We start from the raw sequence: 21,898 nt of genomic DNA on the forward strand, positions 1-21,898 counted from the left end.
TTTGCAATAGGGTGTTTCCGCTCATAAATGAGCACGCTCGTTCCGCCTGTCAACTTTCCCATTAAGGAAAGGATGCGCAACGGATAGCACTGCCAGGCTTGGAACGGGGTTTTGATAAGGACTGTGACCTTCTCACCGGCTCGCCAGCCACCTTTGCTGGCAATCCAGGAACGAAAAAATGACAAAATATTCGCGTTTATCATTAGCCATTCTGATTGAACTGGGCCTACTTTCCAGCAGCGCCTGGGCAGCAGATACCTCCAGTAGTACGACTACCAGCACAGACGCCAGTTCACACGATGGCGGCACCATGATGGTGACCGCCGAGCAACAGACGCTACAGGCTCCCGGTGTTTCCACCATCACCGCTGATGAAATCAAAAAGCATCCGCCAGCCCGTGACGTCTCTGAAATCATTCGAACCATGCCGGGTGTTAACCTGACCGGTAACTCCACCAGCGGCCAGCGTGGCAACAATCGCCAGATCGATATTCGTGGCATGGGGCCAGAAAACACCCTGATTATGGTTGATGGTATGCCGATCACCAGCCGTAACTCGGTGCGACTCGGCTGGCGTGGCGAGCGTGACACCCGTGGCGATACCAACTGGGTGCCACCCGAGTTGATCGACCATATCGACGTGATCCGTGGACCGGCAGCGGTGCGCTACGGTAACGGCGCGGCGGGCGGTGTGGTGAACATCATCACCAAAAAATACACCGATCAGCAGTGGCACGGTTCCTGGAATACCTATTTCAACGTACCGCAGCATAAAGATGAAGGCGCAACCAAACGCACCAACTTCAGTCTGCAAGGCCCGCTGGGCGATGATTTCAACTTCCGTTTATATGGCGGTTTAGCCAAAACTCAGGCTGATGCTTACGATATCAACGAAGGCCATGCGGCAGATCGTACCGGGACTTACGCGGGCAGCTATCCGGCGGGACGCGAAGGTTCAGTCAATAAAGATATCAATGCCTTATTAAGCTGGGCGTTTGCGCCGATGCAGACCCTGGAACTTCAGGCGGGTTATAGCCGTCAGGGCAACCTGTATGCCGGTGATACCCAGAACACTAACACCAGCACGCTGGTGAAAAGCCTGTACGGTGACGAAACTAACCGCCTGTATCGTCAGAACGTCTCGCTGAAGTGGACCGGTGCCTGGGATAATGGCGTCAGCACCAATACCTGGGGACGCTACGAGAAAACCCGTAATACCCGCATTAATGAAGGCCTGGCAGGCGGCACCGAGGGGATCTTCTCCAACAGTGGTTTTAACACCATTCAGTTGGATGACATCATGCTGCACAGTGAAATCAGCATCCCGTTTGAATGGTTGATCAACCAGACGGCGACCCTGGGCACTGAATGGAACCAGCAGCGTATGAAGGATCCGTCTTCAACCACGCAGGCGGCCAACTACGGTAGCGTGCCGGGTATCTCCAATACCGGGCGTAGTCCTTACTCACAGGCTGAAATCTTCTCGTTGTTTGCTGAAGATAATATGGAAGTCACGGACAGCACCATGCTGACCCCAAGCCTGCGTTTCGACCATCATTCGATTGTTGGCAACAACTGGAGCCCATCACTGAACCTGTCGCAAGGTCTGGGTGATGATTTCACGTTGAAGATGGGTATTGGCCGTGCTTATAAGGCACCAAGCCTGTATCAGACCAACCCGAACTATCTGTTGTACAGCAACGGTCAGGGTTGTGCTGACGCCTCCAGCGCCTGTTATCTGCAAGGTAACAAAGACCTGAAAGCGGAAAACAGCATCAACAAAGAGATTGGTCTGGAGTGGAAACACGAGGGTTATCAGGCCGGTTTGACCTGGTTCCGTAACGATTATCGCAACAAAATTGAAGCGGGTATGGTGTCAACCGGTACCGCTTCCAACGGCACCACTAACATCTACAAATGGGAGAACGTGCCAAAAGCGGTGGTTGAAGGGCTGGAAGGAACGGTTAACATTCCTTTCTCCGATACGGTGACCTGGAATAACAACTTCACCTACATGTTGCAGAGTAAGAACAAAACTACGGGCGACCGTTTGTCGATTATTCCGCAATATACCCTGAACTCGACACTGAGTTGGCAGGCAATGGAAGATCTGTCACTGCAAACCACCTTTACCTGGTATGGTAAGCAGGTGCCGAAGAAGTATGACTATCATGGCGATCCGGTTACCGGCAGCGCCACCGATCAGGTTAGCCCTTACTCCATCCTCGGCATGAGCGGTACTTATGATGTGAACAAGTACGTCAGCGTGACGGTAGGTATCGACAACCTGTTTGACAAGCGCCACTGGCGTCAGGGTAATGCCCAGACTACCGGTAACTCAACTACCGGCGCTTACCTCTACGGTGCGGGTGCCAATACCTACAACGATTCAGGCCGTACTTACTACATGAGCCTCAACACCCAGTTCTAATTCAGCAACTGAGGCAAATGGCAGCGGGCAATCAGTCCGCTGCCATCTTTACGGTTCAGTAACTCCAGACGACCACGATGCATCTGCACGATGCGCAGCACGATATTCAAGCCCAGCCCACTGCCGCCGTAACGTTGATCGCGCCGCCGAAAGGCTTTGGTTAACTCCTCTGCCGCGCTGGCTTCGATGCCTGGTCCCTGATCCCAGACTTCAACAATCACTTGTTGTTGTTCCTGACGTAACACCACCTTCACTTCACTCCCTTCTGGGCTGTAGCGCGAGGCGTTTTCCAGCAGATTGCGCAGCATCAGGCGCAGCAATACCGCTTCGCCCTGCTGCGCTACGTCGGCACCCTGCGGCCAGTGCAGCTGCTGCTGGCGTTGCTGATAAAGTTCGGCCATCTCGGGCTGGAGCGGTTGCATGATGTCTTGCTGCCAGTGCAGCTGTTGATAATGACCACTGGCCAATGCCTGACCGGCGCGTGACAGCATCAACAACTGTTCGACGGTGTGCATCAGTTGGTCAATACGCGCCACCAACATTTCGCTCTGCGGTACATTCTGTTGTTGCAGTAATTCCAGATGCAGACGTAACCCCGCTAACGGTGTACGCAACTCATGGGCGGCATCGGCGGTGAATAAGCGCTCCTGCTGAATGGTATGGTCAAGGCGTGACAACAGCTGATTAATGGAGGTGGTCACCGCCACGATCTCTTCCATCTCAGAGTAGATCGGCAAGGGGGACAGGTTATCGGCAGAGCGATGTGCCAGGCTGTTTTGCAGTGACTTCAGTGGGCGGATAATCCAGTTGATTGCCCAGAAGGAGAACAGCAGCGTCAGGCACACCATCACCAGCGAAGGCAGCAGTAACGAGGCTATCGCTTCACGGATTTCATTTTCAACGTGTTCATTGCGCGCTTTGGCGGACAGGGTTTCACTCACCAGAAAGCCAATCTGCTCCCGGCTTTCGTGCCACAGCCACACGGCGCTCATGATCTGGCAGGTGAGCAGAATCAGCGCCAGCATAATCAGTAACCGCTGACGCATGCTGTTCATTCGCGCACTTCCAGCCGGTAACCCACACCACGGACGGTTTTGATGCGGTCTTTGCCGAGTTTGCGGCGCAGATTATGGATATGGACTTCCAGGGTGTTGGAGCCGGGATCATCATTCCAGCTGTAGAGATCCTGCTGCAAGGTTTCACGGTGCACGTTCTGCCCGACCCGCATCAGCAGGCGCGTCAGCAGCGCGAACTCTTTGGGGGTGATCTCCAGCGGCAGGTTTTCCAGCAACACCTGTTGAGAACTGAGGTTGAGGGTCAAATCGCCCTGCTGAAGCAGGTTGTCGCTGTGTCCCTGATAGCGGCGAATCAATGCGCGTGCCCGGGCCTGTAACTCGACCAGCGCAAAAGGTTTTACCAGATAGTCATCGGCACCGGCATCCAGCCCGTCTACGCGATCTTCCAGCGCATCGCGAGCGGTGAGAATCAATACCGGCACGTTGATGCCGTCACGTCGCCACTGGCGCAACAAGGTTGCGCCGTCACGATCCGGCAGACCGAGATCCAACACGATCAGGCTGTACTGGCCGCTGCGCAGCAAGGCATTGCTCTCTGCGGCGTTGGCGGCACAGTCCACGGCGTAACCCTGAGCGCTCAATGCCTGGGCCAGGCCCGATTGCAGCAGCGCATCATCCTCAACGATTAACAGTTTCATCAGTTGTTCTGGTAAATATCCTTGTAGAGGCGGCTCTCAAAACGTACCAGTGGGATACGTCGCGTCTTCTGATCTTCCGGTGGCACAGCATAACCTGAAAGGTATTGCACAAAGGCGACACGCGCGCCGCTGGCTGTGGTAATAAATCCTGCCAGATTATAGACACCCTGAAGTGAACCGGTTTTGGCCGAGACTTTGCCATCCACACCCGCTTCATGCAGACCACCACGATATTGTAGCGTGCCGTCATAACCCGCAAGCGGTAGCATCGAGATATAATTCAGCGTCGAATCATTTTTCGCAATGTATTGCAGCACCTGCATCATGGTATCCGGTGCGATCAAATCATGGCGTGACAGGCCGGAACCGTCTACTTGAATGCTGTTACCGAGATCAATACCGGCTTTTTCGCGCAGGATACGCCGCACTGCGTCAGAACCGGCGCGGAAGGTGCCAGGCACGTTAAAGTAATGATGGCCGATGGTACGGAATACGGTGTCGGCGATCATGTTGTCCGATTTCTTCAGCATGGTGTGCAGCAGATTATGCAGCGGCGCAGATTGTGTTGAGGCCAGCACCGTGCCCGGCGATGTAACCTGCGTCTGGCGTACCAGATGACCGCTGTAATCAATGTCTGCGGCGCGCAGTTCATCGCGCAGAATCTCTCCGGCCCAGGCGGCACCATCCTGAACGGCAAACGCCAGCGGGAGCGGTTCGGCACGTTGACGCATGCAGCCGGTCAGGGTGTAACGATTCAGTTCACCTGGCACCACATCCAGCTCACAATATTGTCCTTCACCGCTGTTGCGGCCCAGGGTGCGTACCTGGCTGAACATGTGAGCCGGATAATAAGAGGCGATGCGCACAAAGGCATTTTCGCCCGGTGTGTTGGCGCTGTAGAGCGAAACGGAGAAACAGTTCTTATCCACAATAGCCGCGCCCGGCGGGGCGCTGAAGCATTGGGTCAGGTCGTTCCACGGCCAACCCGGTGCCATATCATGGCTGGCGAAGACCGAGGTATCGATCACCAGGTTGCCTTTAATATGGGTGATACCCTGCTTTTTCAGTGCGGCAACCATGTTGCGCAGATCCTGACGGCTGAGCGTCGGATCACCGGCAAAGCGCGCCACCAAATCGCCATTCAACGTACCATCGCTAACGGCGCCTTTGGTTTCCAGCGTGGTCTGAAAACGGAAGTCGGGTCCGAGTTCCAGCAACGCCGCCAGCGCGGTGACCACTTTCATGGTACTGGCGGGCAGCGCCATCTGTTTGCCATGAAAGTCGATTATCGGGGTTGATGCGCCCACTTTTTGTACCATCAGCGCCAGGTTTGCGCCGTCTGGCAAATACTGCATGTATTCTTCAACGGGGGCTGCTTGTGCCTGCAGCATAAACGCACAGGTTAGTCCGGTAACAAGTCGTGAAAATCGCATAATCTCGCGGTAACTGACGGGTGAAGGCGACAATACTACGTCCCCGGACGGTGCAAAGTAAACGATGACCCACAGGGAACTCTGGGGTAAAATACGTATCAAAATGCAAAACCAATCCTGACCCGGAACGCTTTCCGGGTCAGGATTCTTTTGCTTGTGAAATGAGGTAACGCGCCGCAGAAGCTGTTTTCTGCTGTCACCTGTCAGGATGACGCCGTTAACCAGGAAAGATGACGAGGAGCTAAAATGAATCAGATTCCGATGACGTTGAAAGGCGCTGAGAAGCTGCGCGAAGAGCTGAACGAACTGAAAACCGTTAAGCGCCCGCGCATCATCGCCTCAATTGCCGAAGCCCGTGAGCACGGCGATTTGAAAGAGAATGCCGAATATCATGCCGCCCGCGAAGAACAGGGTTTCTGCGAGGGTCGTATTCAGGAGATCGAAGCTAAGCTCTCCAATGCGCAAGTGATTGATGTGACTCAGATGCCGAAAACCGGCCGCGTCATTTTTGGTGCGACCGTGCAGGTGCTGAACCTTGATACCGACGAAGAATCCACCTACCGCATCGTGGGGGATGATGAAGCCGATTTTAAACAAAATCTGATTTCGGTGAACTCGCCAATGGCGCGTGGTCTGGTCGGAAAAGAGGCGGATGACGTCGCCATCATCAAAACCCCGGGTGGCGATGTGGAATATGAGATCCTGAAGGTGGAATACCTTTAAGATATTGCTACGCTTTGAAATGCATTGCTGCATATTGTAAAGAAAGGAAAAAGGCCGCATAGCGGCCTTTTATCCCATGCAGGAGCATGGCACTTTCTTTGCCCGCCTTATGAGCGAGGCAGAGAAATTTTGCTCTCTTTTGCAGGGCGATACAGCACCAGCGTTTTGCCGATGACCTGTACGTTGCAAGCTTTCGTTTCGCGAATGATTGCGTCAACGATCAACAGTTTGGTTTCACGATCTTCCGAGGCAATTTTTACCTTGATTAATTCGTGATGTTCCAGCGCCTGTTCGATCTCGGCGAGCACGCCTTCAGTCAGGCCATTTCCGCCCAGCATAACAACGGGTTTCAATGGATGGGCAAGACCTTTCAGGTGCTGTTTTTGTTTGGTACTCAGATTCATCGTATTTTTTTGCTTACTTAGGGATTGAAAACGGTTCATTCTACCGCCATCTCGGGTATATCGCCAAATCAACGCAACCGATGCGTGCTGATTTATCGCTACGATGACGATTTAACTGGAAAAATTATGACGGGTAAAAAGCGTTCGGCCAGTTCCAGTCGCTGGCTTCAGGAACACTTTAGCGATAAATATGTGCAACAGGCACAGAAAAAAGGGTTGCGTTCGCGCGCCTGGTTTAAACTTGAGGAAATACAGCAGGGTGACAAGCTTTTCAAACCCGGTATGACAGTGGTAGATCTGGGAGCTGCACCCGGTGGCTGGTCGCAATATGTGGTACAACTGATTGGCTCTTCTGGCCGTATTATTGCGTGTGACCTGCTGCCCATGGACCCGATTGTTGGGGTCGATTTTCTGCAAGGCGATTTTCGTGACGAAGCCGTGCTGAAGACGCTTCTGGAACGTGTTGGTGACGAAAAAGTGCAGGTTGTCATGTCGGACATGGCTCCGAACATGAGTGGTACACCGGCGGTTGATATTCCACGTTCCATGTATTTGGTAGAGTTAGCGTTGGAAATGTGTCGGGATATCCTGGCACCAGGCGGCAGTTTTGTAGTGAAAGTGTTTCAGGGAGATGGCTTCGATGAATACCTGCGGGAAATTCGCTCCCTGTTTACGAAAGTGAAAATTCGTAAGCCGGATGCTTCGCGTTCACGTTCGCGCGAAGTGTACATTGTGGCGACAGGGCGCAAACTATAACCTGATTGACAGGAATCAAAGCAAGGCGACCAATGCGTTTACACCGATGAGTATTCTGACTTTCAGGGTAAACAAGCAAAATCATCAGCGCCGAGATTCCAGGTATGAAGGATATATAGTACCCTACGCTGTCTGTTAACACCGTTGTAATATGAGGTTAATCCCTTGAGTGACATGGCGAAAAACCTGATTCTCTGGCTAGTCATCGCGGTTGTGCTGATGTCAGTATTCCAGAGCTTTGGGCCCAGCGAGTCGAATGGCCGTAGGGTTGATTATTCAACCTTCCTGTCGGAAGTGAACCAGGATCAGGTCCGCGAGGCACGTATTAACGGGCGTGAGATTAACGTTACCAAAAAAGACAGTAATAAATACACGACCTATATTCCTGTCAACGATCCCAAGTTACTCGATAACCTGTTGACCAAAAACGTCAAAGTGGTTGGCGAACCGCCGGAAGAGCCGAGTCTGCTGGCTTCGATCTTCATCTCCTGGTTCCCGATGCTGCTGCTGATTGGCGTGTGGATCTTCTTTATGCGTCAGATGCAAGGTGGCGGCGGGAAGGGCGCGATGTCCTTCGGCAAGAGCAAGGCCCGCATGCTGACCGAAGATCAGATCAAAACCACTTTTGCGGATGTGGCCGGTTGTGATGAGGCCAAAGAGGAAGTGGGTGAGCTGGTCGAATATCTGCGCGAACCGAGTCGCTTCCAGAAACTGGGCGGTAAAATCCCGAAAGGCGTACTGATGGTTGGTCCGCCGGGTACGGGTAAAACGCTGCTGGCGAAAGCGATTGCCGGTGAAGCTAAAGTGCCTTTCTTTACCATTTCCGGTTCTGACTTCGTTGAAATGTTCGTGGGTGTCGGTGCATCTCGTGTGCGTGACATGTTCGAACAGGCGAAAAAAGCCGCACCTTGCATCATCTTTATCGATGAGATCGATGCAGTGGGTCGCCAGCGTGGCGCAGGTTTAGGCGGTGGTCACGATGAACGTGAACAAACGCTGAACCAGATGCTGGTTGAAATGGACGGTTTTGAAGGCAACGAAGGTATTATCGTTATCGCGGCTACTAACCGTCCTGACGTGCTGGACCCGGCGCTGCTGCGTCCTGGCCGTTTCGACCGTCAGGTGGTGGTCGGTCTGCCAGATGTGCGTGGTCGTGAGCAGATTCTGAAAGTGCATATGCGTCGCGTGCCGCTGGCAACCGATATTGATGCTGCCATCATCGCGCGTGGTACGCCGGGCTTCTCCGGTGCTGACCTGGCGAACCTGGTCAACGAAGCTGCATTGTTTGCTGCCCGCTCCAATAAGCGCGTGGTATCGATGGTTGAATTCGAGAAAGCGAAAGACAAAATCATGATGGGTGCGGAACGCCGCTCTATGGTGATGACGGAAGCGCAGAAAGAATCGACTGCCTATCACGAAGCGGGGCACGCGATTATTGGTCGCCTGGTGCCGGAACACGATCCGGTACATAAAGTGACGATTATTCCGCGCGGTCGTGCACTGGGTGTGACCTTCTTCCTGCCGGAAGGCGATGCGATCAGCGCCAGTCGTCAAAAACTGGAAAGCCAGATCTCTACGTTGTACGGCGGCCGTCTGGCTGAAGAGATTATCTACGGTGTGGAACACGTATCGACGGGTGCATCAAACGACATCAAAGTTGCCACTAATCTGGCGCGTAACATGGTGACCCAATGGGGCTTCTCAGAAAAACTCGGTCCACTGCTGTATGCAGAGGAAGAGGGAGAAGTGTTCCTCGGACGTTCTGTGGCGAAAGCCAAGCATATGTCTGATGAAACGGCGCGTATTATCGACCAGGAAGTTAAACACCTGATCGACAGCAACTACCAACGCGCACGCCGTATCCTGGGTGAAAACATGGACATTCTTCACGCGATGAAAGACGCGCTGATGAAGTATGAAACCATTGATGCACCGCAGATTGATGACCTGATGGCACGCCGTGAAGTGCGTCCACCTGCTGGCTGGGAAGATCCAGGCAGCAACTCTTCTGACAACAACGGTACGCCGAAGGCGCCACGTCCGGTTGATGAACCGCGTACGCCGAACCCAGGCAACACCATGTCAGAACAGCTCGACAAATAAGAGGCGCAAACCTCGACAAAAACCCCGGCCGGTCCGGGGTTTTTTACATCCCGCAGTTCCGTAATTCCTCAAGGAGGCTCTCGCCATGAAGTTGTACGCCCGTGATACCCATCTCGATCTCTCGTTTCCCCATGTGATGGGCATTTTGAATGTCACGCCGGACTCCTTCTCCGATGGCGGTAAGCACAATTCATTGGTGGATGCGCTGACGCACACCAATGAGATGGTCAATGCCGGGGCAACCATTATTGATGTTGGTGGCGAATCGACCCGTCCGGGAGCCGATGAGGTGAGCCTTGAGGAGGAACTGGAGCGGGTTATCCCGGTGGTGGAAGCCATCGCCCAGCGTTTTGAGGTATGGATTTCTGTCGATACTTCAAAGGCTGAAGTGATTCGTGAATCTGCGCGAGTGGGTGCTCACATCATTAATGACATTCGCTCATTATCTGAACCCGGTGCGTTGCAGGCTGCGGCTGATACCGGATTGCCGGTGTGCCTGATGCATATGCAAGGTGAGCCGCGCACCATGCAGCAAGCACCGCAGTATCAAAACATCGTCAGTGAAGTGGATGCTTACTTCACAGAACAGATTACGCGTTGTGTCGACGCCGGTATTAAAAAAGAGAATCTGCTACTCGACCCCGGCTTTGGTTTCGGTAAGAATCTCAGCCACAACTATGAGCTACTGGCTGAACTGAGCCATTTTCATCATTTCGGTTTGCCGTTATTGGTGGGGATGTCGCGTAAATCCATGATTGGTCAGTTGCTGAATGTCGGCCCGGCGCAGCGCCTGACCGGCAGCCTGACGTGTGCGGTCATTGCCGCCATGCAAGGCGCGCACATTATTCGCGTGCATGACGTGAAAGAAACTGTTGAAGCGATGCGTGTGGTTGAAGCGACACGCAGAGCAAAAGGATAAAAAGGCATGAGTGATCGTAAATATTTCGGTACGGATGGGATTCGCGGCAAAGTGGGTGAAGCGCCAATTACCCCGGATTTCGTTCTGAAGCTGGGTTGGGCGGCAGGAAAAGTGCTGGCCCGTCACGGTTCTAAGAAAGTGTTGATTGGCAAAGATACGCGTATTTCGGGCTACATGCTGGAATCGGCTCTGGAAGCCGGGCTGGCAGCGGCGGGCCTGTCTGCGGCGTTTACCGGTCCGATGCCGACGCCGGCGATTGCTTATCTGACACGCACTTTCCGCGCCGAAGCTGGCATTGTGATTTCGGCTTCACATAACCCGTTCGACGATAATGGCATCAAATTTTTCTCTGCTGAAGGCACCAAATTGCCAGATGAAGTGGAAGAAGCGATCGAACTGGAGATGGAAAAACCGATCACTTGTGTTGAGTCTGCTGAGCTGGGACGTGCCAGCCGCATTGTCGATGCTGCCGGGCGCTACATCGAGTTTTGCAAAGGCACCTTCCCCAGTGAACTGAGCCTGAATGGCTTAAAAATCGTGGTGGATTGCGCGAACGGGGCGACCTATCACATTGCGCCAAACGTGCTGCGTGAACTGGGTGCTACGGTGATTGCCATCGCGACTCAACCGGATGGTATGAACATCAATAAAAATTGCGGCGCAACCGATCTGAAAATGTTGCAGCAACGTGTGCTGGAAGAGAAGGCCGATATCGGCCTGGCTTACGATGGCGACGGCGATCGCATCATGATGGTTGACCATTTAGGCGCGAAGGTTGATGGTGACCAGATCCTCTACATCATTGCGCGAGAAGGTTTACGTCAGGGTCAACTGCGCGGTGGTGTAGTGGGGACGCTGATGAGCAACATGGGCCTTGAACTGGCGTTGAAGCAGCTTGGTATCCCGTTTGTGCGTGCCAAAGTTGGCGACCGCTACGTGCTGGAGAAAATGCAGGAGAAGGGCTGGCGTCTGGGGGCGGAAAACTCCGGCCATGTCATCCTGCTGGACAAAACCACCACTGGCGACGGCATCGTTGCAAGTTTGCAAGTACTTACTGCAATGGTGCAAAACCATATGAGCCTGCATGACCTGTGTAGCGGCATGAAGATGTTGCCCCAGGTGTTGGTCAATGTTCGCTTCAGCGGCAACAACGATCCTTTACAAAGTGATGCCGTCAAAGCGGCCAGCGCAGAAGTGGAAAAAACGCTGGCGGGTCGTGGTCGCGTGCTGTTACGTAAATCCGGCACTGAGCCACTGATTCGGGTGATGGTGGAAGGTGAAGATGAAGCGCAGGTGACCGCGCTGGCGCACAAAATTGCCGATGCGGTGAAGGCGGTTTAAGTGCCTTACAGGCGGTAAGATTTTTCTCTTTCCGCCTGTAAAATCACCATGATGGCGCTTTTTTCCGCAATTGATGAGGTTCGTGAAAATTGCGCTTGCAGAGCAATGTGCCTTTGGTTAGTATTCACACCCGCTTCTGATGGGTGATGACGAGACTCCCCATCGATACTGGTTGAAGCTTTAACTGTGCGGTTTACGCGCAAGGAAACAGGTTGATTATGTACGAAGCTCTTTTAGTTGTTTTCCTTATTGTGGCACTGGGCCTTGTTGGTCTGATCATGCTGCAACAAGGTAAAGGCGCTGATATGGGAGCATCATTTGGTGCAGGCGCTTCTGCGACGCTGTTCGGTTCTACCGGGTATGGTAACTTTATGACTCGCATGACCGCAGTGCTGGCGACGCTGTTCTTCATCATTAGCCTGATTCTGGGTAACCTGAACACGAATAAAACTTCCAAAGGAAGCGAGTGGGAAAATCTGACTGCGCCGGCTAAATCTGAACAGACTCAGCCAGCCAAACCGGCAACCCCGGGTAACGATATCCCGCAGTAAGATCGTCAGCTTGCAGTGCGACATATTATCGTCGCCGTCAGTGAAGTGCCGAGGTGGTGGAATTGGTAGACACGCTACCTTGAGGTGGTAGTGCCCGATTGGGCTTACGGGTTCAAGTCCCGTCCTCGGTACCAAATCTCAGTATGACTTGCAATTTTTGCATGTTCGGCGTAACATTCGCCACGTTTTCGGACGCGGGGTGGAGCAGCCTGGTAGCTCGTCGGGCTCATAACCCGAAGGTCGTCGGTTCAAATCCGGCCCCCGCAACCACTTTCCCTTAGAGTTCTTTTTCAAATATACTGTATGCATCGACGGACGCATTCGCAGTGAGTTTTGAAAAAAATTCTTCTGGATTGTGCTCCGAGCCGCATCGCGGCATACAGGGTCCAGTCACAAAAAGCCCCGATTTTTCGGGGTTTTTTGTTATCAGGAAATCGCAACACTGGGCTATTAGGCCCTTTTTTTATGTCTTGGGGGTGGGCTTGTCCACATTAGAGCAAAAATTGACAGAGTTGATCTCTGCTCCGGTAGAAGCGCTTGGCTACGAATTGGTCGGTATCGAATTTATTCGTGGTCGCACATCAACCTTGCGCATCTATATTGATAGTGAAGAGGGTATCAATGTTGATGATTGCGCCGATGTCAGCCACCAGGTCAGCGCTGTGATGGATGTGGAAGATCCCATCACCGTGGCTTACAACCTTGAAGTTTCCTCACCGGGTCTTGACCGTCCTCTTTTTACTGCTGAACACTACGCGCGTTTTGCCGGTGAAGAGGTAAGTCTGGTACTGCGTATGGCCGTGCAGAACCGCCGTAAATGGCAGGGCATCATTAAGTCTGTCGAAGGCGAGATGATCACGGTAACCGTTGAGGGTAAGGATGAAGTGTTCGCGCTGAGCAACATTCAGAAAGCGAACCTGGTCCCCCACTTTTAAAAGTCCGGATTGAGGCTAACCAGGATGAACAAAGAGATCTTAGCTGTAGTAGAAGCCGTTTCTAACGAAAAAGCCCTGCCGCGTGAGAAAATCTTCGAAGCGCTGGAGAGCGCTTTGGCCACTGCGACCAAAAAGAAGTATGAGCAGGAAATCGACGTGCGTGTCAGCATTGACCGCCGTAGTGGCGATTTCGATACTTTCCGTCGCTGGCTGATTGTTGATGAAGTGACGCAGCCGACTCGCGAGATCACGCTGGAAGCAGCCCGCTTCGAAGATGAAGCATTCAATCTGGGCGATTTTGTTGAAGATCAGATTGAATCGGTCACGTTTGACCGTATCACCACCCAGACGGCGAAGCAGGTTATCGTGCAGAAAGTGCGCGAAGCTGAACGCGCAATGGTGGTGGATCAGTTCCGCGAGCAGGAAGGCGACATCATCACTGGCGTGGTGAAGAAAGTGAACCGCGACAACATCACGCTGGATCTCGGCAGCAATGCTGAAGCGGTCATCGTGCGTGAAGATATGCTGCCGCGTGAAAACTTCCGCCCTGGCGACCGTATTCGCGGTGTGCTGTATGCCGTGCGTCCGGAAGCGCGTGGTGCGCAGCTGTTCGTGACCCGTTCGAAGCCGGAAATGCTGATCGAACTGTTCCGCATCGAAGTACCGGAAATTGGCGAAGAAGTTATTGAGATCAAAGCGGCAGCGCGTGATCCCGGTTCTCGCGCCAAAATCGCGGTAAAAACCAATGACAAACGTATCGATCCGGTGGGTGCCTGCGTAGGTATGCGTGGCGCTCGCGTGCAGGCTGTCTCCAGCGAACTGGGTGGCGAGCGTATCGATATCGTGCTGTGGGACGATAACCCGGCACAGTTCGTCATCAACGCTATGGCTCCGGCTGATGTAGCGTCAATTGTGGTGGATGAAGACAATCACACCATGGATATCGCTGTTGAAGCTGGCAATCTGGCTCAGGCGATCGGCCGTAACGGCCAAAACGTACGTCTGGCTTCCCAGCTGAGCGGTTGGGAACTGAACGTAATGACCGTCGATGACCTGCAGGCGAAGCATCAGGCTGAAGCCCACGCGGCCATCGATATGTTCACCAAACATCTCGACATCGACGAAGAGTTTGCCACCATTCTGGTGGAAGAGGGCTTCTCTTCTCTTGAAGAGCTGGCATATGTACCGATCAACGAGCTGCTGGAAATTGACGGCCTCGATGAAGACACGGTAGAAGCCCTGCGTGAACGAGCAAAAAATGCGTTAACTACCCTGGCACTGGCGAAAGAAGAGAGCCGTGGCAATCAGGAGCCTGCTGAGGATCTGCTGAATCTCGAGGGTCTGGATCGTGCGATGGCTTACCGTCTGGCAGCGATTGGCGTTTGCACGCTGGAAGATCTTGCCGAGCAAGGTGTCGACGATCTGACAGATATCGAAGGGCTGGATGATGAGAAAGCCGGCGCGCTGATCATGGCCGCGCGTAATATCTGCTGGTTCGGCGATGACGCATAATTACAGGAAGGAACAGCATGACAGATGTAACCGTAAAATCGCTGGCCGCCGAAATTCAGACTCCGGTAGATCGCCTGGTACAGCAATTTGCTGATGCGGGGATCCGTAAGTCTGAGAACGACGCGGTGACCCAGCAAGAGAAAGAAACCTTATTGTCCCACCTGAATCGTGAACATGGTCAGGCCGGTTCAGGTAAACTGACGCTGCAACGTAAAACTCGCAGCACCTTGAATATTCCTGGCACCGGGGGTAAAAGTAAGTCGGTGCAAATCGAAGTCCGCAAAAAGCGCACCTATGTGAAGGGTGATGCAGAAGCCGAAGCGCAGGCTCAGGCTGAAGCTGAAGCCGAGGCGCAGCGTGAAGCGGAAGAGAAGGCGCGTCGCGAGGCGGAAGAACAAGCCCGTCGCGAAGCTGAACAAAAAGCGCAACGTGAAGCCGAAGAAAAAGCCAAGCGCGAAGCCGCTGACAAGGCGAAGCGTGAAGCAGCGGAAAATGACAAAGTGACTAATCAACCTACCGACGAACTAACCAAAGCCGCGAATTCTGATAAGGCCCGTCGTGAAGCCGAAGCCGCAGAACTGAAGCGTAAAGCCGAAGAAGAAGCGCGCCGTAAGCTGGAAGAAAACGCACGACGTGCGGCTGAAGAAGCCCGCCGTCTGGCAGAAGAAAAAGCTGCTGAGTGGGAAAAACCGGAAGAAGAGGATAAAGGCGACTATCACGTCACCACCTCGACCCATGCCCGCCAGGCTGAAGATGAAAACGATCGCGAAGTTGAAGGCGGTCGTGGCCGTGGCCGCACCACTAAAGCTGCTCGCCCTGCCAAGAAAGGCAACAAGCATTCTGAAGCCAAAACTGACCGTGAAGAAGCGCGCGCCGCTGTTCGTGGTGGTAAAGGCGGTAAACATCGCAAACCGAGCTCCCTGCAACAAGGCTTTAACAAGCCAGCTCAGGCAGTGAACCGTGATGTTATCATCGGTGAAACCATCACCGTTTCAGAATTGGCTAACAAAATGGCCGTGAAAGGTTCCCTGGTCATCAAAGCCATGATGAAGATGGGCGCTATGGCGACCATTAACCAGGTTATCGATCAGGAAACTGCCCAGCTGGTTGCGGAAGAGATGGGTCACAAAGTGATCCTGCGCCGTGAGAATGAGCTGGAAGAAGCGGTGATGGACGATCGTGATACCGACGCTGCGCAGGAAAGCCGCGCACCGGTCGTGACTATCATGGGTCACGTTGACCACGGTAAAACCTCACTGCTGGACTACATCCGCTCCACCAAAGTCGCCTCAGGCGAAGCGGGCGGCATTACCCAGCATATCGGTGCTTACCACGTTGAAACCGAAAACGGCATGATCACCTTCCTGGATACCCCGGGCCACGCCGCGTTTACCGCGATGCGTGCGCGTGGTGCACAGGCAACGGATATCGTTATCCTGGTCGTGGCCGCGGATGACGGCGTGATGCCGCAGACCATTGAAGCTATCCAGCACGCGAAAGCGGCCGGTGTGCCGGTTGTGGTTGCCGTGAACAAGATCGACAAACCAGAAGCCGATCCGGATCGCGTTAAGAACGAGCTGACTCAGTACGGTATCATCCCGGAAGAGTGGGGCGGCGAGAACATGTTCGTCAACGTTTCTGCGAAAGCCGGTACCGGCATTGATGACCTGCTGAACGCAATTCTGCTGCAAGCGGAAGTTCTGGAACTGACTGCTATCCGTGAAGGTATGGCAAGCGGCGTGGTGATTGAATCGTTCCTCGACAAAGGTCGTGGTCCGGTCGCTACCGTTCTGGTGCGTGAAGGTACGCTGAATAAAGGCGACATCGTGCTGTGCGGCTTCGAATATGGCCGTGTGCGTGCGATGCGTGACGAGCTGGGCCGTGAAGTGTTGGCTGCTGGTCCGTCAATTCCGGTCGAAATCCTCGGTCTGTCCGGTGTTCCGGCTGCGGGTGATGAAGCCACCGTGGTCCGTGACGAGAAGAAAGCGCGTGAAGTTGCTTTGTATCGTCAGGGTAAATTCCGCGAAGTGAAACTGGCGCGTCAGCAGAAATCTAAGCTGGAGAACATGTTCGCCAACATGACCGAAGGCGAAGTGTCCGAGCTGAACATCGTACTGAAATCCGACGTACAGGGTTCTGTGGAAGCGATCTCCGACTCCCTGCTGAAACTCTCCACCGACGAAGTGAAGGTGAAGATTATCGGTTCGGGCGTAGGTGGTATCACCGAAACCGACGCGACGCTGGCTGCGGCTTCCAACGCGATCATCCTCGGCTTCAACGTGCGTGCTGATGCTTCGGCTCGTCGCGTAATTGAAGCGGAAAGCGTGGACCTGCGTTACTACTCCGTCATCTATAACCTGATTGACGAAGTGAAAGCGGCGATGAGCGGCATGCTGGCTCCGGAATACAAACAGCAGATCATTGGTCTGGCTGAAGTTCGTGATGTGTTCAAGTCACCGAAATTTGGTGCGATCGCGGGCTGTATGGTTACCGAAGGCAACATCAAACGTCACAACCCGATCCGTGTTCTGCGCGACAACGTTGTTATCTATGAAGGCGAACTGGAATCCCTGCGTCGCTTCAAAGACGATGTCAACGAAGTGCGTAACGGCATGGAGTGTGGTATCGGCGTGAAGAACTACAACGACGTTCGTGTCGGCGATATGATCGAAGTCTTTGAAGTGATTGAAGTTAAACGCACCATCGATTGATCATCATCTGATGTGTTGCAATTTGGGAGGCCGCTGGCCTCCCGAATTATTTGGGAGAAAGCATAATGGCGAAAGAATTTGGCCGCCCACAGCGCGTTTCACAGGAATTGCAGAAAGAGATCGCAATCATCCTGCAACGCGAAATTAAAGATCCGCGCCTTGGTATGATGGTGACGGTTTCTGGCGTTGAAGTGTCACGCGATCTGGCTTATGCCAAAGTGTTTGTCACTTTTTTGAATGATAAAGACGAAGAAGCGGTGAAAAACGGTCTGAAGGCACTCAAAGAGGCTTCAGGTTATATCCGTACTTTAGTCGGTAAAGCGATGCGTCTGCGCATTGTGCCTGAGCTGACCTTCTTCTATGACAACTCGTTGATCGAAGGTATGCGCATGTCAAACCTGGTCACCAACGTTGTCAAAAATGATGCTGAACGCCGTGGCGATCATGCAACGGACGACGACAAGGAGGATTGATGAGTCGTCCTCGTCGTCGCGGTCGCGATGTGCATGGTGTATTGCTGCTGGATAAGCATCAGGGTGCGTCCTCTAACGGCGTGCTGCAAAAAGTAAAACGCATCTTTAATGCGAACAAAGCGGGCCATACCGGTGCGTTGGATCCGCTGGCAACCGGCATGCTGCCCATCTGTCTCGGTGAGGCCACCAAGTTTTCGCAGTATCTGCTGGATTCGGATAAGCGTTACCGGGTGATTGCTCGCCTGGGTGAGCGTACCGATACCTCTGATGCCGACGGCAATGTGGTCGAAACCCGTCCGGTCAGCTTTACTCAGGCTGAGCTGGATGCTGCACTGGAAAGTTTTCGTGGCGATACCCAGCAGGTGCCGACCATGTTTTCGGCGCTGAAGCATCAGGGGCGTCCGTTGTATGAGTATGCACGCCAGGGGATTACCGTTGAGCGTGATGCCCGTCCCATCACCGTGTATGAACTGCTGTTTATTCGTTGGGAAGGGGATGAGCTGGAGCTGGAAATCCACTGCTCCAAAGGCACCTATATTCGGACCATCATCGACGACCTCGGCGAGAAACTCGGTTGTGGTGCCCATGTGATCATGCTGCGTCGTTTGCAGGTTTCCCGCTATCCGGCAGAGAAAATGGTCACGCTTGAACAGTTGCAAGCGTTGTTGGAACAAGCCACAGCGGCAGAAATCGCGCCTGCTGAACTGCTCGATCCGCTCTTGTTACCGATGGATAGCCCGGCTGCGGATTTTCCGGAAGTGAATCTGCCCGATGCCGTTGCCGCTTTCTTTAAGCTGGGCCAGCCGGTGCAGGCCGAAGGGGTGCCTGCGGCGGGCCTGGTGCGAGTCACGGAAGGCGAAGCGCGTAAATTTATCGGTATGGCAGAGATTGACGAGCGACTGCGTGTTGCGCCACGCCGTCTGGTGGTAGAATTTCCGCAATAATGCGGTTCGCCCAACGGGGTATTTGCGTTGCCGCTGGGCGAAGAGTAGAATAGCGCGGCTTTAAAAGCGGGCTGCTGAATTAGAGATCGGCACCCATACATTCATTAATAACTGGAGTTTATTATGTCTCTAAGCGTAGAAGCTAAAGCAGAGATCGTTGCCAAATACGGTCGTGGTGCTAACGACAGCGGTTCAACTGAAGTTCAGGTTGCTCTGCTGACTGCTCAGATTAACCACCTGCAGGGTCACTTCTCTGAGCACAAAAAAGACCACCACAGCCGTCGCGGTCTGCTGCGCATGGTATCCCAGCGTCGTAAGCTGCTGGACTACCTGAAGCGTAAAGACGTTGCACGCTACACCAGCCTGATCGAAAACCTGGGTCTGCGTCGCTAAGTCTGAAGAATCTGATCAAGGGTGTAGCGCAGACAGTATGCAAAAAAACGCATCTGATGATCAGATTTGTGCGAGTTTCGCGAAAAGGGGGCCTTTATGGCCCCTTTTTTCGAGCAATCGGCAGCAATCCGGTCCAAACTCATGTATTGTTGCTGAGAGTGATCTTCGCTTGCAGAGGTTCGCGCGGCTAATGAGAGGCTTTACCGCAAGGGCGGTTAAAGGTTGTCATTAGTCGCGAGGATGCAGCTGAAGATCGGTAATCCCCGGCGGGCCTGAGATGGGTCTGCCCCGACGTTAAGGACTTTAATTTTGCTGAACCCGATCGTACGCAAATTCCAATATGGTCAGCATACCGTCACGCTGGAAACTGGCATGATGGCACGCCAGGCCACCGCTGCTGTGATGGTAAGCATGGACGACACCGCGGTTTTCGTAACCGTTGTTGGCCAGAAAAAAGCTAAACCAGGTCAGGACTTCTTCCCGTTGACCGTCAACTATCAGGAGCGTACTTACGCTGCTGGCCGTATCCCGGGTAGCTTCTTCCGTCGTGAAGGCCGTCCGAGCGAAGGTGAAACCCTGATCGCGCGTCTGATTGACCGCCCGGTTCGCCCGCTGTTCCCGGAAGGTTTTGTTAACGAAGTTCAGGTTATCGCTACCGTTGTTTCTGTTAACCCACAGGTTAACCCGGATATCGTTGCGATGATTGGTGCTTCTGCTGCGCTGTCGCTGTCTGGTATTCCGTTCAACGGCCCGATCGGTGCTGCGCGCGTTGGTTACATCAACGATCAATACGTACTGAACCCGACGGCTGACGAAATCAAACAATCTCGTCTGGATCTGGTGGTTGCCGGTACACAGAACGCCGTGCTGATGGTGGAATCTGAAGCTGATATCCTGACTGAAGATCAGATGCTGGGTGCGGTGGTATTCGGCCACGACCAGCAACAGGTTGTCATCGAAAACATCAACGCGCTGGTGGCTGAAGCCGGTAAACCGCGTTGGGACTGGCAGCCAGAGCCTGCTAACGATGCACTGATTTCACGCGTTGCCGCACTGGCTGAAGCACGCATCAGCGATGCTTACCGCATCACTGATAAGCAGGAACGTTACGCTCAGGTTGGCGTTATCAAAGACGAAACCATTGCTGCGCTGCTGGCTGAAGACGAAACGCTGGATGACGCTGAAATCGGCGACATCGTGCACAGCCTGGAAAAGAACGTGGTACGTACCCGTATTCTGAACGGCGAACCGCGTATCGATGGCCGTGAAAAAGACATGATTCGTGGTCTGGACGTGCGCACTGGCGTGCTGCCGCGTACCCACGGTTCTTCGCTGTTCACCCGTGGTGAAACTCAGGCGCTGGTTACTGCTACCCTGGGTACTGCCCGTGATGCGCAGAGCCTGGACGAGCTGATGGGCGAACGTACCGACAGCTTCCTGTTCCACTACAACTTCCCTCCGTACTCGGTGGGTGAGACCGGTATGGTCGGTTCACCAAAGCGTCGTGAAATTGGTCACGGTCGTCTGGCGAAACGCGGCGTGCTGGCGGTGATGCCGAAGCAGGAAGATTTCCCGTACACCGTACGTGTGGTATCTGAAATCACCGAATCAAACGGTTCTTCTTCTATGGCTTCCGTGTGTGGCGCTTCTCTGGCGCTGATGGATGCTGGTGTGCCGATCAAAGCTGCCGTAGCCGGTATCGCGATGGGCCTGGTAAAAGAAGACGAAAAATTTGTGGTTTTGTCTGACATCCTGGGTGACGAAGATCACCTCGGCGACATGGACTTCAAAGTGGCCGGTAGCCGTGAAGGTGTGACCGCGCTGCAGATGGATATCAAAATCGAAGGGATCACCCGCGAGATCATGCAGGTTGCTTTGAACCAGGCTAAGGGTGCGCGTCTGCACATTCTGAGCGTGATGGAGCAGGCAATCAGCACGCCGCGTCAGGAGATTTCTGAGTTCGCACCGCGTATTTACACCATCAAGATCAATGCAGACAAGATCAAAGATGTCATCGGTAAAGGCGGTTCTGTCATTCGTGCGCTGACTGAAGAAACCGGCACCACCATCGAAATCGAAGATGATGGCACCGTGAAGATCGCCGCGACCGATGGCCTGAAAGCGAAAGAAGCTATTCGTCGTATCGAAGAGATCACCGCAGAAATCGAAGTGGGCCGCATTTACAGTGGTAAAGTGACCCGTATCGTTGATTTCGGTGCCTTTGTTGCGATTGGCGGCGGCAAAGAAGGTCTGGTACACATCTCTCAAATCGCTGACAAGCGCGTTGAGAAGGTGACCGACTATCTGCAGATGGGCCAGGAAGTTCCGGTTAAAGTACTGGAAGTGGACCGTCAGGGCCGTGTACGTCTGAGCATCAAAGAAGCGACAGAGCAGAAACCGCAGGCGGTCGAGACTACCGCTGCGACCGATGCACCTGACGCCGAGTAAGCGTTTCCTGATTAGCCTCTCCCTGCCGTTTGGTGGGGAGAGGTGTTTGTATCATCGCGAGGGCGGGAATCCTTGTGCACAGCAGGCGGATGACAGGATGGTTATCC

Annotated in this window: 18 protein-coding genes and 2 tRNA genes; 16 read left to right on the forward strand and 4 right to left on the reverse strand. The window is 53.6% G+C overall.

The window, feature by feature from the left end; translation table 11 throughout:
* Positions 1-178: 178 nt before the first annotated feature.
* Positions 179-2,431 (forward strand): TonB-dependent siderophore receptor, encoded by a 2,253-nt coding sequence (locus L579_RS18635; RefSeq protein WP_021185731.1) that lies wholly within the window; start codon positions 179-181, stop codon positions 2,429-2,431.
* Here the strand turns inward: L579_RS18635 and pmrB are convergent.
* The 3 genes from pmrB to dacB are packed head-to-tail and all read right to left on the reverse strand — an operon-like array spanning position 2,428 to position 5,578.
* Positions 2,428-3,486, reverse strand: coding sequence for a two-component system sensor histidine kinase PmrB (gene pmrB, locus L579_RS18640; RefSeq protein ID WP_021185732.1), 1,059 nt, complete (start codon positions 3,484-3,486; stop codon positions 2,428-2,430). The two genes, L579_RS18635 and pmrB, sit on opposite strands and share 4 nt — an antisense overlap.
* Positions 3,483-4,145, reverse strand: coding sequence for a two-component system response regulator PmrA (pmrA, locus tag L579_RS18645; RefSeq protein ID WP_021185733.1), 663 nt, complete (start codon positions 4,143-4,145; stop codon positions 3,483-3,485). Before pmrA ends, pmrB begins: the two co-directional genes overlap by 4 nt.
* Entirely contained in the window at positions 4,145-5,578 is a 1,434-nt protein-coding gene (gene dacB / locus L579_RS18650; protein WP_036627468.1) for a serine-type D-Ala-D-Ala carboxypeptidase, read from the reverse strand. The genes pmrA and dacB overlap by 1 nt, the downstream gene beginning before the upstream one ends.
* Positions 5,579-5,824: 246 nt before the next feature.
* Here dacB and greA point away from each other — a divergent pair, with 246 nt between their 5' ends.
* Positions 5,825-6,301 (forward strand): transcription elongation factor GreA, encoded by a 477-nt coding sequence (gene greA / locus L579_RS18655; protein ID WP_013507692.1) that lies wholly within the window; start codon positions 5,825-5,827, stop codon positions 6,299-6,301.
* A 107-nt stretch (positions 6,302-6,408) separates the two neighbouring features.
* Here the strand turns inward: greA and yhbY are convergent, their stop codons facing one another.
* Positions 6,409-6,705 carry a ribosome assembly RNA-binding protein YhbY gene (yhbY, locus tag L579_RS18660; protein WP_021185735.1) on the reverse strand — a complete coding sequence of 99 codons (297 nt, stop codon included), beginning with the start codon at positions 6,703-6,705 and terminating at the stop codon, positions 6,409-6,411.
* Positions 6,706-6,831: 126 nt separating this feature from the next.
* Between yhbY and rlmE the strand changes: the two genes are divergently transcribed.
* The 14 genes from rlmE to pnp all read left to right on the forward strand — a co-directional run bounded on the left by rlmE (position 6,832) and on the right by pnp (position 21,791).
* Entirely contained in the window at positions 6,832-7,461 is a 630-nt protein-coding gene (rlmE, locus tag L579_RS18665) for a 23S rRNA (uridine(2552)-2'-O)-methyltransferase RlmE (RefSeq protein ID WP_013507694.1), read from the forward strand.
* Positions 7,462-7,635: 174 nt separating this feature from the next.
* A complete protein-coding gene (gene ftsH, locus L579_RS18670) occupies positions 7,636-9,564 on the forward strand; it encodes an ATP-dependent zinc metalloprotease FtsH (protein WP_036627470.1) in 1,929 nt (642 codons plus the stop codon).
* Positions 9,565-9,649: 85 nt separating this feature from the next.
* Positions 9,650-10,483 (forward strand): dihydropteroate synthase, encoded by an 834-nt coding sequence (gene folP / locus L579_RS18675; RefSeq protein WP_021185737.1) that lies wholly within the window; start codon positions 9,650-9,652, stop codon positions 10,481-10,483.
* Between the two features lie 6 nt (positions 10,484-10,489).
* Complete coding sequence (gene glmM / locus L579_RS18680; RefSeq protein WP_021185738.1) at positions 10,490-11,824, forward strand: phosphoglucosamine mutase; 1,335 nt, start codon at positions 10,490-10,492, stop codon at positions 11,822-11,824.
* Between the two features lie 218 nt (positions 11,825-12,042).
* The gene (secG, locus tag L579_RS18685; protein ID WP_021185740.1) at positions 12,043-12,375 is read left to right on the forward strand and encodes a preprotein translocase subunit SecG; all 333 of its coding nucleotides are present in this window, start codon (positions 12,043-12,045) and stop codon (positions 12,373-12,375) included.
* Between the two features lie 47 nt (positions 12,376-12,422).
* Positions 12,423-12,509, forward strand: a tRNA-Leu gene (locus tag L579_RS18690).
* Between the two features lie 59 nt (positions 12,510-12,568).
* Positions 12,569-12,645, forward strand: a tRNA-Met gene (locus L579_RS18695).
* Positions 12,646-12,857: 212 nt separating this feature from the next.
* Positions 12,858-13,310 (forward strand): ribosome maturation factor RimP, encoded by a 453-nt coding sequence (gene rimP, locus L579_RS18700; RefSeq protein ID WP_021185741.1) that lies wholly within the window; start codon positions 12,858-12,860, stop codon positions 13,308-13,310.
* A gap of 24 nt (positions 13,311-13,334) precedes the next feature.
* The gene (gene nusA, locus L579_RS18705) at positions 13,335-14,822 is read left to right on the forward strand and encodes a transcription termination factor NusA (RefSeq protein ID WP_021185742.1); all 1,488 of its coding nucleotides are present in this window, start codon (positions 13,335-13,337) and stop codon (positions 14,820-14,822) included.
* Between the two features lie 17 nt (positions 14,823-14,839).
* Positions 14,840-17,533, forward strand: coding sequence for a translation initiation factor IF-2 (gene infB, locus L579_RS18710; RefSeq protein WP_021185743.1), 2,694 nt, complete (start codon positions 14,840-14,842; stop codon positions 17,531-17,533).
* 65 nt (positions 17,534-17,598) lie between these two features.
* Positions 17,599-18,006 carry a 30S ribosome-binding factor RbfA gene (gene rbfA / locus L579_RS18715; RefSeq protein ID WP_013507702.1) on the forward strand — a complete coding sequence of 136 codons (408 nt, stop codon included), beginning with the start codon at positions 17,599-17,601 and terminating at the stop codon, positions 18,004-18,006.
* Entirely contained in the window at positions 18,006-18,950 is a 945-nt protein-coding gene (gene truB, locus L579_RS18720; protein ID WP_021185744.1) for a tRNA pseudouridine(55) synthase TruB, read from the forward strand. The genes rbfA and truB overlap by 1 nt, the downstream gene beginning before the upstream one ends.
* 123 nt (positions 18,951-19,073) lie before the next feature.
* Positions 19,074-19,343 carry a 30S ribosomal protein S15 gene (gene rpsO / locus L579_RS18725; protein ID WP_013507704.1) on the forward strand — a complete coding sequence of 90 codons (270 nt, stop codon included), beginning with the start codon at positions 19,074-19,076 and terminating at the stop codon, positions 19,341-19,343.
* A 309-nt stretch (positions 19,344-19,652) separates the two neighbouring features.
* Complete coding sequence (pnp, locus tag L579_RS18730; protein ID WP_021185745.1) at positions 19,653-21,791, forward strand: polyribonucleotide nucleotidyltransferase; 2,139 nt, start codon at positions 19,653-19,655, stop codon at positions 21,789-21,791.
* The last annotated feature ends 107 nt before the right edge of the window (positions 21,792-21,898 follow it).

This window comes from Pantoea sp. AS-PWVM4 (genome assembly GCF_000468095.1).
GTDB classification, from domain to species: Bacteria; Pseudomonadota; Gammaproteobacteria; order Enterobacterales; family Enterobacteriaceae; genus Pantoea; species Pantoea phytobeneficialis.